Origin of the sequence: Actinacidiphila bryophytorum, assembly GCF_016916835.1 — a bacterium.
Taxonomy (GTDB): domain Bacteria; phylum Actinomycetota; class Actinomycetes; order Streptomycetales; family Streptomycetaceae; genus Actinacidiphila; species Actinacidiphila bryophytorum.
The window spans coordinates 126386-141868 of the sequence record NZ_JAFFIX010000008.1 but is presented as its reverse complement, the minus strand read 5'-3'; the positions used below and the strand labels follow the sequence as shown (position 1 = coordinate 141868).

The following is a 15483-nucleotide window of genomic DNA, read 5'->3' as shown; positions in this document are numbered from 1 at the left end:
GCGTGCCCGGTCAGCCCCTGCCCCGGGACCGCCGCCCCGGGCAGCGTGGGGCACGGAGAGTCACTCGGAGGAGGGGCGGCCGTCATGACGTACGCGAAGGTCCGGGAACCCGCGGTGCATGCCCTGCTCGCCGACGGCGAGACGGTGGGCATCCGGCCCGCGCTGCCCGGCGACCGGGAGCGGGTTCGCCGCCTGTATGCCGAGATGTCGCCCGAGTCGTTGCGGATGCGCTTCTTCGGCGTGAGCCGCCGCGCCGGCGAGCAGGCGGCCGATCGGCTGTGCGAGCCGGCCGGCCCCGGCCACCGGTCGCTGCTCGCCCTTCGCGAGGGCCGCGTGATCGGCGCGGCGGAGTACCTGGCGACGGACGACCCCGAGGTGGCGGAGATCGACCTCGCCGTCGCGGACGACTTCCACCACCGGGGTGTGGGCACCCTGCTGCTCGAACACCTCGCGAACGCCGCCCGGGAGGCAGGTGTCACGTCCTTCACCGCCGACGCGCTCGCCTCGAACGCCCTCATGCAGCGGCTGGTCGCCGACCTCGGACTGACGGTGGAACGCCGGCGTGCCGACGGCGAGACGCACGTCACCATCGGGCTGACACCCGACGAGCGCTTCCTGGCGGCTGTGGACCTCCGGGGGAGCACCGCGGACGTCGCGAGCCTGCGGCCGCTGCTGCGCCCGCGTTCGGTGGCCGTCGTGGGCGCCGGGACCTCGCCCGGCTCCGTCGGCCGCGCCGTGCTGCGCAAGATCAAGGAGTCGGGGTTCACCGGACGCCTGCGCGCCGTGAACCCGCACGCCCGCTCCGTCCTGGGCGTACCCTGCTTCCCCTCCGCCGCCGACCTCCCACAGCCGCCGGACCTCGCTGTCCTGGCCGTGCCCGCCGCGTCCGTACCGGAGGTCGCCGAGCAGTGCGGCGCCGCCGGCGTACGCGCGCTCGTCGTCCTCAGCTCAGGGCTCGACGAGGACCTCGGTGCCGCCCTGCTGCAGACCTGCCGCAGCCACGGCATGCGCCTGGTCGGTCCCAACTGCCTGGGCGTCGCCGTCACCGACGAGGACATCAGGCTGGACGCCACCTTCGCCGCCCACGGCCCGCTGCCCGGCACCGCCGGTGTCGCGGTCCAGTCCGGCGGTATCGGCATCGCGCTGCTCGAAGGGCTGGCCCGGCTGGGCATCGGCGTGTCCGACTTCGTGTCGCTCGGCGACAAGTACGACGTCAGCGGCAACGACCTGCTGCAGTTCTGGGAGGACGACGGCAGGACGAGGATGGCGCTGCTGCACCTGGAGTCGTTCGGCAATCCGCGCGCCTTCTCGCGCACCGCCCGCCGGGTCGCCCGGCGGATGCCGGTGCTCACCGTCGACGCGGGCCGCTCCGATGCCGGGCGCAGAGCCGCCGCGTCGCACTCGGCGGCCGCCGCCACGCCGACCATGACCCGGCAGGCCCTCTTCACCCAGGCGGGCGTCACCGCGACCCGCAGCGTCGCGGAACTCCTCGACACCGCGGCCCTTCTGCACTCCCAGCCCCTGCCCGGCGGCAGCCGGGTGGCCGTCGTGTCGAACGCCGGGGGTGCGGCCGTCCTGGCCGCCGACGCGTGTGCGGAAGCCGGGTTCGACGTTCCCGAACTGCCCGCCGACCTCGTCGCCGAACTGCTGGGCGGGCTCCCGGCGGGCGCGAGCGCCGGCAACCCGGTGGACACCACCGCCGCGGTCGGGGAGGACGCGCTGAGCGGGTGCCTGGACCTCCTGACCGGCCATGGAGCCGTCGACGCCGTCCTGGTCGTCCTGGTCCCCACCGCCGTGGCGACGGCCACCGGAGAGGACCTGTTGCGGGCGCTGACACACGCGGATCCCCGCGACCGCCCCCGTACCGTCGCCGCGGTGCTGCTCGGCCAGGCCGAGCAGGTGCGACTCGTCCAGGGCCGGGGCCGTACCGCGATCCCCGCCTTCGCCGACCCGCGGGCGGCGGCCCGCGCCCTGGCCCATGCCGCCGAGCGCGCGCGCTGGCTCGCCCGGCCCCACGGCTCCGCGGCCCGTCAGCCAGGGTCGGCCCCGGCGGCGGCCCGCGCCTTCGTCGGGCGCTTCCTCGACACGCGGCCCGAGGGCGGCTGGCTCGACCCGGGGCAGTGTGCGGAACTCCTCGCCCACTACGCGGTCCCGCAGCTGTCCACCGCCCTCGCGAGGTCCGAGGACGACGCCGTGACGGCGGCCCGGGAACTCACCGGCGGTCACGGGCGGGTCGCGGTGAAGGCGTACTGGCCCGGGCTGCTGCACAAGAGCGAGCGGGACGCCGTCCTGCTGGACCTCGAAGGACCGGGTGACGTACGGGAGGCCTACCGCGAACTGGCCGCGCGGTTTGCCGGCACCATGACCGGCGTGGTCGTCCAGCCGATGGCCGGGCGCGGCACCGAACTGGTCGCCGGGGTCGTCCAGGACGAGGTCTTCGGGCCGCTGGTGCTCTTCGGCCTCGGCGGTACCGCCACGGAGGTGCTCGCCGACCACGGCGCCCGGCTCGCCCCGCTCACCGACCGGGACGTGCACGAACTGATCGCCTCCCGGCGCTGCGCTCCGCTGCTGCTGGGGCGGGACGGCGCGGGCGCGGTCGATCTCGACGGGCTGGAGCTGCTGCTGCGGCGGCTGTCGGAGATGGCCTGTGACCTGCCGCAGCTCGCCGAGGCGGACCTGAACCCCGTCGTGGCGCGCCACGACGGGGTGGTCGCGGTGGACGTCCGCATCCGCCTGACGCCGCGCCACCCCGTGGACCCCTACCTGCGGCGGCTGCGCTGAGCGTCCCGCTCGCGCGGCGGCCCGGCGGTGCGGTGCGTACGGGGTTGCGGGTGGCCGGTTCGGTCAGGCCAGGGCGAGGAAGAGCTTCTCGAGTTCCGCCTCGCTCATCGGCGGTGCCGTGTCGTCGGCCACGGGCCACCGATGGCGACCCGTCGGCCTGCCACCCGGCGCCCGACAGCGCGGATTCCACGTTGGGCGCGAAGGCGCCGAGTACGGCCACCAGGGCCACCCGCGGTAGTGTCTGCTCCCCGCGGTGGCGCTGTTGTCATCGAACGAGCCTTCCTGCCGGGTCTGCCGGATGATGGCGGGATACCCCCGGAGGTATCCCGTCCCCGTCACCGTAAGCGACGTCGGTCCGATGCGGCAAATACCCCCCGGGGTATTCTTGGACAGACGACGGGCAAGGAGGCGGAAGGACCATGGGCAAGGACTACGGCCGTACGGTCGGCGTGGACGCGCCGTTCGACGAGACGGTGCGGCGGGTGCGGGACGCACTGGCGGACCAGGGCTTCGGGGTGCTCACCGAGATCGACGTCCGCGCCACCCTGAAGGCGAAGCTGGACGCGGACATGGAGCCGTACCTGATTCTCGGCGCCTGCAATCCGCCGCCGGCCCGTCGCGCCCTGGAGGCCGACCGGTCCATCGGGCTGCTGCTCCCATGCAAGGTGGTGGTCCGCGCCGACCCGGACGGCGGCACCCTCGTGCAGGCCATGGACCCGTCGGCGATGGTCGAACTCAGCGGGCTGCCGGAACTGCTCCCCGTCGCCGACGAAGCCCGTCAGCGGCTGGCCACCGCGCTGGACTCCCTCGGCTGACCAGCGGCCGGCCGGCGGCTCAGCTCTCCTGCGGGACGACGGCGACCGGGCATGCGGAGTGATGCAGGACCGCATGATTGACCGCGCCGAGCTGCATGCCCACCGAGCCGTGGCGGCGCCGGCGTGCGCCGACCACCAGCAGGTCGCTCGCGGCGGACGCGTCGAGCAGGAAGTCGCGCGCGCGTCCCTCCGGGGTCTCCTTGTGCAAGGTGACTTCCGGATACTTCTCGGCGAGCGTGAGCACAGCGTCGTCGAGCGTCCGCGACGCCCGCTGCCGCTCGGGATCCGAGGCGTCACCGCTCAGGTGGGGCACACCGGGAAGGTCACGTGCGGGGTGGTGCCACGCGTGCAGGGCGTGCAGTTCGGCGCCCCGGGCACGGGACTCGTGGAAGGCGAAGTCGGTGGCAGCCGAGGAGTTCCCGTCGCCGCCCACGCCCACCGTCACCCGGGAGAAGTCACCGCGGGTGTTGGGCACCGCACCCCGGACCACGACGACCGGGCACTTCGCGTGGGCCGCGACCTCCAGACTCGTCGACCCCAGCAGCATGCCGGAGATCCCGCCCCGGCCCCGGGTGCCGACGACGACGGCCGAGGCGGACTCGCTCAGCTGCAGCAGCGCCGTGATGGGGTCGGCGGACACCGTCGCGGTCGACACCTCGACGGTGGGGTCGGCGTGTGCGGCACGCCGTGCGGCGGAGGCGACCACGCCTGCTGCGGGACCTTCGGCAGTCGACTGCGCGGCCGAGTCAGGCGACGAGCGGTCCTCGTAGGGGTCCCAGAGCGTCGCGTGCACCAGGTGCAGCACAAGGCCGTGATGAGCGGCCTCCGCCACTGCCCAGTCGACCGCTCGAAGGCTCGGCTCCGAACCGTCGATCCCGACGATCAGCGAATTGAGCATGTTTCTGCGCCACCTTCCGGGCCTGGACGACAGCCGCCGAGAAGGCGGCCTCGCCCGCCGGTCACTTGCCTTTCCACCGTAGGGCGCCGGCCCGCTCACCGCTCGGGGAGGAGTGGCCTCCGGCGCTGGCCGTCCGGGCACGCCGTACCGGCCGCCGCCAGGGCCTCGGCCCATGTGCCCCCGTGGTCCGGGCACGAGCTCACGGGCGGCCGGGCACGACGTCGCGGCCCCCCTGCCGGGCTGCGCGGCCCGCCACCAGACCCAGGGCGGCCGCGAGCAGCGCCGGCAGGAGCTCCCACCCGTCCAGCGGGTCGGTGTCCAGCAGGCTGCGCAGCGCCGGTACGTACAGCGCGGCGGCTCCCAGTGCCGCCGACAGGGCCACCGCCGCAGGCAGGAGGGGATTCTCCCTGGTGCGCCACTGCTCCCGCAGGCCCAGGCAGACCCCGAGCTGGGCGGTGAGCAGCGTGAGGAACAGGATGCTCTGCCAGGGAAGGCCGCCGAGGCGCTCGGCCCACAGGCCGGCTCCCAGGCCGGCGGCCGTGACGAGGGCACCGAGGACCAGGACGCGGCTCCACAGGCCGGCGCCCAGCACATGCTGCTGCGGAGGACGCGGCGGGCGGTCCATGGCAGCGGGCGACGCGGGCTCTGCGCCCATCGCGACGCCGGTGAGCCCGTGGGTGAGCAGGTTGATCCACAGGATCTGCCCGGCGCGGAGCGGGAGGGTGAGGCCCATCAGCGGGCCGAGCAGCATGACGGCGATCTCCGCCGCGCCTCCTGACAGCCCGAAGAGCAGGAAGCGGCGGATGTTGTCGTAGATGCGCCGGCCCTCCCGCACGGCGGTGACCACCGTGGCCACGTCGTCGTCTGCCAGGACGAGGTCCGCGGCCTGGCGTGCGACCTCGGTGCCGCGCTGCCCCATGGCGACGCCGATGTCGGCCTGACGCAGCGCGGGGCCGTCGTTGACTCCGTCACCGGTCATGGCGGTGACCCCGCCCTGGGAGCGCCAGGCCTGAACGATCTCCAGTTTCTGCGACGGGCTGGTGCGGGCGAAGACCCGCACCTGGGTGAGATCCGCGATCTCGCCCGCGGCGACCTGCCGGCCGACCACCACCTGCCGGCGCCTCGCCTCCGCCTCCTCCCTGTGCCCGGACTCGCCCTCCAGACCATGGCCCGCGTCGGTGAACAGGCCGAGACGCCCGGCGATCGCGGCGGCCGTCGCGGGATGGTCGCCGGTGATCAGTACGGTGGTGATGCCGGCCCGGCGGCAGGCCGCCAGCGTGTCGGCGGCCGACTGCTTGGGCGGGTCGCTCATGGCGACGAGGCCGAGCAAGCCCAGCCCCGTCTCTGCCGCCTGCGGGTCGGCGGGCGGCCGGGAGCGTGCCGCCTGGGCGACCGCCAGCACCCGGTAGCCGGCCTTCGCGAAGCGGGCGGCCTCGGCGCGCGCGGCGTCGAGCGCCGCCGGCTCCTCGGCCAGCACCTCGGGCAGCAGCACTGCCTCCGGCGCTCCCTTGAGGCAGACCTGCGCCCCACCGGCCGGCGTACGGTGCACGGTGGTCATCCTGCGACGTGCGCTGTCGAAGGGCACCTCGCCCGTCCGCGGGCGATCGCGCAGGAGCTGTTCGTGATCGATCCCCGCCTTGCCGGCGGCCGTGAGCAGCGCGGCCTCGGTCGGGTCTCCGAGGGCGGTCCAGTCGCCGTGCGGCTGCTCGGGTGCGCCGAGCGCCGCGTCGTTGCACAGAGCTGCCGCGGTCAGCAGCTCCCGCACCGCCGTCCCGGCAAGGGGCTCCCCGGCGCCCGGCCGGAGGCGGACCTCCCCCTCGGGCCGGTAGCCGCTGCCCGTGACGGTGGCGGCGCCGTGCGGGGTCCACACCTCCTCCACGACCATGGATCCCTCGGTGAGGGTGCCTGTCTTGTCGGTGGCGAGCATCGTCACCGAGCCGAGGGTCTCCACGGCGGCGAGCCGGCGCACGATGGCGTGGCGCGCCGCCATCCGCCCCGCGCCCAGGGCGAGGCTGAGCGTCACCACCGCGGGCAGCGATTCGGGAACGGCCGCCACCGCAAGGCTGACCGCGGTCACGGCCATCACCTCCAGGCTCTGACCCCGCACGAGACCCAGGACCAGGACCACGAGGCACAGGCCGACGGTGGCAAGGGCCAGCACGCGTCCCAGCCCCGCCAGCCGCCGCTGCAAGGGCGTGGCCTCGGTCTTCGTGTCGAGCAGAGCGGCGATCCGGCCCAGTGTGCTGGCCGCACCCGTGGCTGTGACCTCGGCTACGGCCCGGCCGTGAACCACGACGGTTCCGGCTTGCAGGGCGGCGTCGCCCTCGCCGTCCGCGGCCTTCTCGACGGGCACCGACTCGCCGGTGACCGCGGACTCGTCGACGAGCAGGGCCGAGGACTCCAGCAGCGACGCGTCGGCGGGAACGATGTCCCCCTCGCCGAGCAGCACCACGTCGCCCGGGACCACGGCGGTGGCCGCCACCTGGCGCTCGGCGCCGTCGCGTACCACCCTGGCGCCGGGCGCGGAGATGTCGGCCAGCGCCTCCACGGCGTGGTCGGCCCGCACTTCCTGCCCCACCCCGACCGAGGTGTTCACCACCACCACGAAGCCGATCACGACCGCGTCGGCGTAGTCGCCGGTCACCACGGTGAGCACGAGTGCCGCGAGCAGCACCATGATCAGCGGGTCCGCCAGCTGCGCCAGGACCCGGGACCACGTCGAGGTCCGCCGCAGGCCGGTGACCTGGTTCGGCCCGTACTCGGCCAGCCGCCGGGCGGCCTCCGCCTGCGGCAGTCCGTGCACTGACATGCTGTGTGACGCTATCCCAGCGGACGCCTGACGGCCCGTCGGCGGCCGTGGGCCGGCCGGGTGATGGTCCTACGGGGTACGGGCCAGCGGTGAGCGGGCCAGGAGCACGATGCCGACGACGGCGATGCCCCCGGCGATGGCCTGGGTCAGGACGGCCACCGGCGACCCGGCGAGGTGCTCGTCGAAGACGGCGACGCCGATCACCACGGCGCCGATGGGCTCAAGGGTGTCGATGACGGGCAGGCTGATCGCCAGAGACCCGGCCTGGAAGGAACTCTGGGACAGGATCAGTGCGGTGATGCCGACGCCGACCATGGCGTAGGGCTCCCAGTGCCGCAGCGCGCCGGCGCCGTCCGCCCGGATCCGGCCGGTCGTGCTCTTGGTCAGGCTGTCGAGCAGGGAGAACAGCACGGCGGCACTGACCGCGTACAGACCGGCCCGCAGCTTCCCCGCGGTCCGCAGGCCGAGGGTGGCCAGGACGGCCACGATGCCGCCGACGCACAGGAAGGCGGGCAGCCAGGCGACCAGGCTCGGAGTCGGGGCGCCGGCCGACCCGGGCGGCAGCACCGCGAGGAACGTCGCCACCCCGCCGGCCGTGCAGACGATCCCGGTCCACTCCACGGCGGTGAGCCGCTCGTGGCGGCGCCAGGCCAGCAGCGGCAGCGCGAAGACGAGATCGGTGGCGGCCACCGGCTGGACCAGGACGAGCGGGCCGAAGGCGAGCGCCACCCCCTGCATGACGAAGGAGACGACCGTCAGGCCCATTCCTGCCACCCACAGCGGCCGGCGGGCCAGGTCCAGGAGCAGGCCCGGCCGCAGGGACTCGCCGGCGGGCGCCTTGCTGGCCGCGTACTGCTGGGCCACCGACGCGACGCCGAAGCACACGGCGGACATCAGCGCGGCCAGTACGGCGATGGCAGTGCTCATGCGGTCAGCATCGTTCGCGCTGGGACGGGCCACGTCCCGACACGCCAGAGCGTGGGGGAGGGCCTGCGGAGCACGTCCTAGCTGCCGGCCGCGTCCTTGAGCGCCTCCAGGAGTGCGCGCAGGGCGGGTTGGGCGAGGGTGACCTCCGGCACCGCGGCATAGATCGTCCGCACCGGCTCGGGGCGGTGGACCTTCCGTACGGTGACGCCCGGGTGGCGCCTGCCCAGTCCCAGCCGGGGGATGAGGCACACGCCGAGGCCCGCCGCGACAAAAGCCTGTGCCGTGGCGTAGTCCTCGCTCGTCGCAACGAAGTTCGGGCTGAAGCCGGCCGCGGCGCAGGCGTCGGTGATGGGCGTGAGGCAGGGGCCGGGCGGCTCGCTGCCGATCCACGGCTCGCCGGCGAGTTCGGCCAGGTCGACGGTGTGCCGCGCGGCCAGCGGATGTCCCGGGGGCAGCACCGCGCGGTAGGCGTCGTCCAGCAGCCGCACCAGGTGGACTCCCCGGGGGCTGCCGTGGTCGGAGCCGACCAGGATGGTGAGGTCCGCCCTGTCCTGGTCCGCGGCCGGCAGCGGGTCCGCGGGATCCACCAGCTTGAGATCGATCTGCACTCCCGGGTGCTCCGCGCGGAGCCGGGACAGGGCCGGGGCCACCACGGTGGGGCCGATGGAGGAGATGTAGCGGATCGTCAGCCGGCCGGTGCGCCCCGCACGCAGGTCGGCCAGCTGGGTCTCGGCCTCGGCGAGGGTCTGGTTGATGACGCCCGCGTGCCCGGCGAGGAGCCGACCGGCCGTCGTGGGCCGGACGCCGCGCCCGATCCGTTCGAGCAGGGGGAGCCCGGCCTCCTTCTCCAGCAGCGCGATCTGCTGGCTGACGGCGGACGGCGTGTAGCCGAGGTTCCGGGCGGCCGCGGTGATCGATCCGCTGCTGACCACCACCCGCAGCAGGTTCAGACGTCGCACATCAAGCATGTAGCTGAGGTTAACAATCGTGCAGTTCTCTGTGCTTGTCCTTGTATCTGGGCTGGGGCATCGTTCCTGAGCGTCGACCCGGAGAAGTCGGCCCGGACAAGGAGTGAATGCCGTGAAGAGCACCGCAGCCAGGGCGTGGACGTGGGCACGGCTGGGCGTCCTCGCCCTGCTGTGGGGCTCCACCTTCCTGTGGATCAAGGTCGCCCTGACCGCCCTCACCCCCGTCCAGGTCACCTTGGCCCGCTGCGTCCTGGGGGCGGCCGTCCTCCTGGCGCTGTGCCTCCTGGGGGGCCACCGGCTGCCGCGGGGCCGCACGCTGTGGCGCCACATCCTCGTGGCGGCCTTCTTCTGCAACGCCCTGCCGTTCGCGATGTTCAGCCTCGGCGAGACAACCGTCGACTCCGGTCTGGCCGGTGTCCTCAACGCCACCACCCCCCTGTGGTCGGTGCTGATCGGACTCACCGCAGGCACCGAGCGCGCCCTGCGGCCCGTCCGGGCCGCCGGGCTCCTCCTCGGCTTCGCCGGGACGGTGCTGATCTTCGCTCCGTGGGCGCAGACGGGACATGCCGGCTGGGGCGTTGCGGCCATCGCCGCCGCGGCGGCGAGCTACGCCGTCGGCTTCGCCTACATGTCCCGCCATCTCGTCGGCACGGGGATCCCCACCGTCTCCCTGTCCGCGGCCCAGCTCGCAGCCGCTGCCGGGCTGACCGCCCTCACCCTGCCGGCCGGCGGCCTCTCGGCGGTCCATCTCTCTTCCGAGCCGCTGCTCGCAGCCCTCGTCCTGGGCGTCTTCGCCACCGGGATCACCTTCCACGTCACCTACCGGATCATCGCGGCCGAGGGTGCGACGAACGCGGCCACGGTCGGCTACCTGCTGCCGGTCGTCTCGGTCCTCCTGGGGGCGGTGGTCCTCGGCGAGGCCATCGGCGCACGGATCGTCGCGGGCATGGCCGTCGTCCTGGTCGGCGTCGGCATGACCCGCCGACAGCCGCCGCGGGGGACGGGAAGCGGATCGTACGGCCCGGCGCCCCGCAGCGACTCCGTACCGTCGCCTTCGGACAGCGCGAGGGACGGCGTGTCGCCGGTGGCCACGCGGCCCGGCCTCGGCTGAACGGCCGGCCGCTTGAACGACGGCCGTTGCGGAGCGCACGAGGGCCGTGGTTGTCTGGTGCGGCGCCCCGCGCAGATCACGGTCAACTCCTGCTGGAATGCGGTGCGTTCGTGCCAAGGAGGCCGCATGAAAGTGTTCAGGACGCGTGCGCTGCTCAGCCTCATACCGGTGGCCGCCCTGCTGGGTGCGCTGTCGACGGGCACGCCTGCCTATGCCAGCTCGGTGCCGAACCCCGGACAGCTGCTCGACCGGACGCCCGACTCGACCGAGATGGCGAAGCTGAAGCTCACCGAACACCAGGTGTCCGCCGGCACGATCAGCACCCTCGACGCGCAGATGCCGAACGTCGGCGTGGACACGGTCCTCAAGAGCGCCAACCACTCCATGCGCAACCGGGCCGACTGCCAGAGCTCCGAGCGGGCCGCCCTCCCGGTCAAGCCGGCCGCCGACGCGGCCTACTGCTGGGACACGGGTGACTCGGTGACCCAGGACTGGGTGCCGCAAGGACTGACGTCGTCGGGTGACGCCGACGACGACGGCATGTGGGGCACGAACAAGCTGATCCTCTCCGGTTGGACCGAGAGCAGCACCTCCGCACGGGTGGCGTTCATCGACGCCAACGACCCGGCCCACCTCAAGTACCGGTGGGTGCTGCTGGTCATCCCCACCGACAGCGGCAACAACTTCGCCAGGTTCGGGTCGCACGTGGGCGGCATGGTCTGGTTCGGCGACAAACTCATCGTCACCGGACGCCACGGCGACGGCAGCAACAACGCGCTGTACGTCTTCTCGATGCAGCACATCCTGCAGGCCCAGGTGAACAGCACCGCCGTCGGCAAGGTGAGCGGGGGCTTCTCCGCCGACGGCTACCAGTACGTCATGCCGGCCGTCGGCTCCTACAGCCAGCCGGGCGCCTGCACGATGACGAACGACACCGACGTCCCCTGTTTCGCCTCCGTCTCCCTCGACCGCACCACCACGCCGTTCAGCATCGTGGCGAACGAGTGGTTCTCGTCCGGCGGCGGGCCGGCCGCCCGGATCTTCCGCTACAAACTCGCCGCACCCGGCGGGGACATGCCGCTCGAAGACGGCGGTACGGGCACGGTGAACGCCAGTCAGCTGCTGACGTCCGACGCCATAGGACTCCAGTCGGTCCTCGCACACAACGGCACCTACTACGGTGCCGACGCCCGCGGTGGCGTCGCGCAGGCCGGCGTCATGTGGCGGATGAGGACCAGCGGCACCACGTCGGCCACGTGCAGCGGCTGGGACATGGACAACGCCTGCTGGGCGCAGCACAGCGAGGGCATCTCGCTGTGGTGGAGCACACAGGAGGTCTGGTCGCAGACCGAGTGGGCGGCCGACGGCAACGGGGACCCGCACGGCACCCCCGTGGTACCGCAGCGCGTGCTGTTCTCGGTCCCGTTGAGCAGCATGTGAGGCAGGGCGGCGCGTGGCGCCGTGCAGCGGGCGGCCGGTAGGGCGATGGCGGTGTTCACCCCGTCGGCGTCAGCCGGGGCCGTAGCCGCCGCCGCCCGGGGTTTCGATCACCAGGGTGTCGCCGGGGCTCAGCCGGGTGCTGTCGGAGGCGGCCAGGTGGTCGACGGTGCCGTCGGTGCGTTCCACGCGGGTGCTGCCGAGTGCGCCGGGTGATCCGCCGGCCATGCCGTAGGGCGGGACGCGGCGGTGGCTGGACAGGGTGGTCACCGTCATGGGTTCGAGGAAGCGGATGCGGCGCACGGCGCCGTCGCCGCCGTGCCACCGGCCGGCGCCGCCGCTGCCGCGGCGGACGGCGAAGTCCTCGACGAGGACCGGGTGGCGCCGTTCGAGGACCTCGGGGTCGGTCAGCCGGGAGTTGGTCATGTGGGTCTGCACCACGGAGGCGCCGTGGTAGCCGGGTCCCGCGCCGGAGCCGGAGGCGACGGTCTCGTAGTACTGGTGCTGCTCGTTGCCGAAGGTCACGTTGTTCATCGTTCCCGAGCCCTCGGCCTGGACGTTCATGGCCGCGTAGAGGGCGCCGACGATCGCCTGGGAGGTCTCCACGTTGCCGGCGACCACGGCGGCGGGGTGGGCGGGGGCGAGCATCGAGCCCTCGGAGACGACGATGCGCAGCGGGCGCAGGCAGCCGTCGTTGAGCGGGATGTCGTCGGCCACCAGGGTGCGGAAGACGTAGAGGACGGCCGCCGTCGCCACCGCGGAGGGCGCGTTGAAGTTGGTGCCGAGCTGCGGTGAGGTGCCGGTGAAGTCGAGCGTGGCGGACCGCTCGGCGCGGTCCACGCTGACGGTGACCGCGATCGTGGCGCCGTAGTCCGTCCGGTAGCGGCAGGAGCCGTCGCTGAGCGCGTCGACGACCCGGCGTACGGCTTCCTCCGCGTTGTCCTGGACGTGCCGCATGTACGCCTGGACCACCGGAAGCCCGAAGTGGCCGATCATCGCGTTGACCTCGTCGACGCCCTTGCGGTTGGCGGCGATCTGGGCGCGCAGGTCGGCGAGGTTGGTCTCGGGGCTGCGGGACGGGTACGGCCCCTCGGTGAGCAGCCGGTGCGTCTCCCGCTCGCGGAACCCGCCGTGTTCGACCAGCGTCCAGTTGTCGAACAGCACCCCCTCCTCCTCGATGCGGCGGCTGCCGGACGGCATCGAGCCGGGGGTGATGCCGCCGATCTCGGCGTGGTGGCCGCGGGAGGCGACGTAGAAGAGGATGTCCCCCTCGGTGGCGCCGGAACCGAAGACCGGGGTGACCACGGTGACGTCGGGCAGGTGGGTGCCCCCGTGATAGGGGTCGTTGACGGCGTAGCTGTCGCCGGGCTTCATGGCGGGGCCGCGGCGGCGGATCACCTCCTTGACGCTCGTGCCCATCGAGCCGAGGTGTACGGGGATGTGCGGGGCGTTGGCGATGAGACTGCCGTCCGGGTCGAACAGGGCGCAGGAGAAGTCGAGCCGCTCCTTGATGTTGACGGACTGGGCGGTCGCCTCCAGGCGCGCCCCCATCTGCTCGGCGATCGACATGAAGAGGTTGTTGAAGATCTCCAGCATGACCGGGTCGGCCTGGGTGCCGACCTGCGGCCCGCCGGGCGCGGCCGTCCGCCGCAGCAGCAGGTGCCCCTCCGGCGTCGCGGCCGCCTGCCAGCCGCTGTCGACCACCGTGGTGGAGTCGGCCTCGGTGATGAGGGCCGGTCCCGCGACGGTCCCGCCCTGCGGCATCAGCTCGCGCCGGTGCAGCGGCACGTCCCGCCATCCCCCCTGGGCGTACATCCGGACGGTCTCGCCGGCCGCCGGTTCGCCACCGGGCGCGGGCCTGCCGGCGGTCCCGAGGTCGGGCTGCTCCGTCAGGCCGACCGCTTCGACCGACAGCGCCTCCACCACGATCGGACGGTCCATCAGGAAGGAGTACCTCGCGCGGTGACCGGCCTCGAAGGCGGCTGCCATCGCGTCGGTGCCGCCGAGGCCGACGGTCACGGCGGTGTCGGTGCCGTCGTAGCGCAGATGGGCGCGGCCGGTGATGCGGATGCTGCCGGACGGCACCCCTTCGTCGAGCAGCTCCTGGCGGGCTGCCGACTCCAGCTGCCCCGCGGTCTGCTCGATCGCGGGCATGCTCTCCCGGTCGAGCGGGGTCTCCACCGACTGCTCCCGCATGGCGGTGGTGTCGGCGAGGCCGATGCCCAGCGCGGAGAGCACGCCCGCCATCGGCGGCACCAGCACCGTGTGGATGCCGAGGGAGTCGGCCACGGCGCAGGCGTGCTGGCCGCCCGCGCCGCCGAAGGTGGTCAGTGCGTACTCCGTGATGTCGTAGCCCTTCTGCACGGAGATGCGCTTGACTGCGTTGGCGACGTTGGCGACCGCGATCCGCAGGAACCCCTCCGCGACCTGCTCGGGGGAGCGCTCGTCGCCGGTCGCCGCACGGATCCGCCCGGCCAGGTCGGCGAACCGCTGCCGTACGAGACCGGCGTCCAGCCGCTGCGTCCCGTCGGCGCCGAAGACCGCGGGGAAGTGCGCGGGCTGGACGCGCCCGAGCATCACGTTGGCGTCGGTGACGGTCAGCGGGCCGCCGCCGCGGTAGCAGGCGGGACCGGGGTCGGCCCCCGCGGAGTCCGGCCCGACCCGGTAGCGGCTGCCGTCGAAGTGCAGGACGGAGCCGCCTCCCGCGGCGACGGTGCGGATGTCGAGCATCGGTGCCCGCAGCCGGACCCCCGCGACCTGGGTGGTGAACACCCGCTCGTAGGCGCCCGCGTAGTGCGACACGTCGGTGGAGGTGCCGCCCATGTCGAAGCCGATGACCTTCTCGAAGCCGGCGCTCTGCGACATGCGCACCATGCCGACGATGCCCCCGGCGGGCCCCGACAGGACGGCGTCCTTGCCGCGGAAGTGCCCCGCCTCGGCAAGTCCGCCGTTGGACTGCATGAACATCAGCCGCACCCCGCCGAGCTGCTCCGCGACCTCGTGGACGTACCGGCCCAGGACGGGGGAGAGGTAGGCGTCGACCACGGTCGTGTCGCCTCGCGGGACCACCTTCGTCAGCGGGCTGACCTCGCTGGACAGCGACACCTGCGGGAAGCCGGTGCGCTCGGCGAGTTCGCCGATCTCCCGCTCGTGCCCGGGGTGCAGGTGGCTGTGCAGGCACACCACCGCGACGGCGCGGATGCCGTCGGCGTACGCACCGCGCAGGTCGTCCGCCAGCCGGTCCAGGTCCACCGGGCGCAGGGTCGTGCCGTCGGCGGTGACCCGCTCGTCGACCTCGATCACCCGCTCGTACAGCTGGTCGGGGAGGGTGATCTCGCGGTCGAAGATCCGCGGCCGGTTCTGGTAGCCGATGCGCAGCGCGTCGGCGAAGCCGCGGGTGATGACGAGGGCCACGCGCTCGCCGGTGCGCTCCAGCAGGGCGTTGGTCGCCACGGTCGTGCCCATCCGCACGGATTCGACCAGGTCGGCGGGTTCTTCCCGGCCTTCCTGGCCCTCCTGGGCACCTCGGCCCTGTTGGGCGCCCTGGCCCTGTTGGCCCGCGTCCGATCCGAGCAGGCGGCGGATCCCGGCGACGGCAGCGTCGCGGTACCGCGCGGGGTCGTCGGACAGAAGCTTGTGGCTCACGAGCTTCCCGTCGGGGCGCCGGGCGACGATGTCCGTGAAGGTGCCCCCGCGGTCGATCCAGAACTGCCACCGCCGTTCCGCCATGGCTTCAG

At 73.5% G+C, this 15483-nt stretch carries 9 protein-coding genes; 4 read left to right on the top strand and 5 right to left on the bottom strand.

Translation table 11 applies throughout. The features are described from left to right. Nucleotides 1-84 precede the first annotated feature (84 nt). Together JT723_RS14460 and JT723_RS14455 are read left to right on the top strand one after the other, a co-directional pair. Nucleotides 85-2781 carry a bifunctional acetate--CoA ligase family protein/GNAT family N-acetyltransferase gene (locus JT723_RS14460; RefSeq protein ID WP_205044996.1) on the top strand — a complete coding sequence of 899 codons (2697 nt, stop codon included), beginning with the start codon at nt 85-87 and terminating at the stop codon, nt 2779-2781. Between the two features lie 419 nt (nt 2782-3200). Beyond that, nucleotides 3201-3596, top strand: a complete 396-nt coding sequence (locus tag JT723_RS14455; RefSeq protein ID WP_205044995.1) for a DUF302 domain-containing protein — start codon at nt 3201-3203, stop codon at nt 3594-3596. Between the two features lie 19 nt (nt 3597-3615). On the opposite strand, the gene JT723_RS14450 is transcribed toward JT723_RS14455, so the two are convergent. The 4 genes from JT723_RS14450 to JT723_RS14435 form a co-directional block, all read right to left on the bottom strand. Beyond that, nucleotides 3616-4494 (bottom strand): universal stress protein, encoded by an 879-nt coding sequence (locus JT723_RS14450; protein ID WP_205044994.1) that lies wholly within the window; start codon nt 4492-4494, stop codon nt 3616-3618. 199 nt (nt 4495-4693) lie between these two features. Beyond that, complete coding sequence (locus JT723_RS14445; protein ID WP_205044993.1) at nt 4694-7303, bottom strand: cation-translocating P-type ATPase; 2610 nt, start codon at nt 7301-7303, stop codon at nt 4694-4696. Nucleotides 7304-7372: 69 nt separating this feature from the next. Then, on the bottom strand, nt 7373-8230 hold the full coding sequence (locus JT723_RS14440) for a DMT family transporter (RefSeq protein ID WP_205044992.1): 858 nt from the start codon (nt 8228-8230) through the stop codon (nt 7373-7375). A 77-nt stretch (nt 8231-8307) separates the two neighbouring features. After that, nucleotides 8308-9198, bottom strand: coding sequence for a LysR family transcriptional regulator (locus JT723_RS14435; RefSeq protein WP_205044991.1), 891 nt, complete (start codon nt 9196-9198; stop codon nt 8308-8310). Nucleotides 9199-9310: 112 nt separating this feature from the next. On the opposite strand from JT723_RS14435, the gene JT723_RS14430 reads away from it, so the two are divergent. Both JT723_RS14430 and JT723_RS14425 read left to right on the top strand, forming a co-directional pair. Next, nucleotides 9311-10309: a DMT family transporter gene (locus JT723_RS14430; protein ID WP_251513154.1), complete on the top strand. Its 999-nt coding sequence runs from the start codon at nt 9311-9313 to the stop codon at nt 10307-10309. A gap of 126 nt (nt 10310-10435) precedes the next feature. Next, entirely contained in the window at nt 10436-11749 is a 1314-nt protein-coding gene (locus JT723_RS14425) for a hypothetical protein (protein WP_205044990.1), read from the top strand. A gap of 69 nt (nt 11750-11818) precedes the next feature. On the opposite strand, the gene JT723_RS14420 is transcribed toward JT723_RS14425, so the two are convergent. Beyond that, nucleotides 11819-15475, bottom strand: a complete 3657-nt coding sequence (locus JT723_RS14420) for a hydantoinase B/oxoprolinase family protein (protein WP_205044989.1) — start codon at nt 15473-15475, stop codon at nt 11819-11821. Nucleotides 15476-15483 lie beyond the last annotated feature (8 nt).

What these genes read in the sequence shown, in the direction of transcription:
- JT723_RS14460 (WP_205044996.1), top strand. Translation starts at nt 85, where the DNA reads ATGACGTACGCGAAGGTCCGGGAACCCGCGGTGCATGCCCTGCTCGCC.
- JT723_RS14455 (WP_205044995.1), top strand. Translation starts at nt 3,201, where the DNA reads ATGGGCAAGGACTACGGCCGTACGGTCGGCGTGGACGCGCCGTTCGAC.
- JT723_RS14450 (WP_205044994.1), bottom strand. Translation starts at nt 4,494, where the DNA reads ATGCTCAATTCGCTGATCGTCGGGATCGACGGTTCGGAGCCGAGCCTT.
- JT723_RS14445 (WP_205044993.1), bottom strand. Translation starts at nt 7,303, where the DNA reads ATGTCAGTGCACGGACTGCCGCAGGCGGAGGCCGCCCGGCGGCTGGCC.
- JT723_RS14440 (WP_205044992.1), bottom strand. Translation starts at nt 8,230, where the DNA reads ATGAGCACTGCCATCGCCGTACTGGCCGCGCTGATGTCCGCCGTGTGC.
- JT723_RS14435 (WP_205044991.1), bottom strand. Translation starts at nt 9,198, where the DNA reads ATGCTTGATGTGCGACGTCTGAACCTGCTGCGGGTGGTGGTCAGCAGC.
- JT723_RS14425 (WP_205044990.1), top strand. Translation starts at nt 10,436, where the DNA reads ATGAAAGTGTTCAGGACGCGTGCGCTGCTCAGCCTCATACCGGTGGCC.
- JT723_RS14420 (WP_205044989.1), bottom strand. Translation starts at nt 15,475, where the DNA reads ATGGCGGAACGGCGGTGGCAGTTCTGGATCGACCGCGGGGGCACCTTC.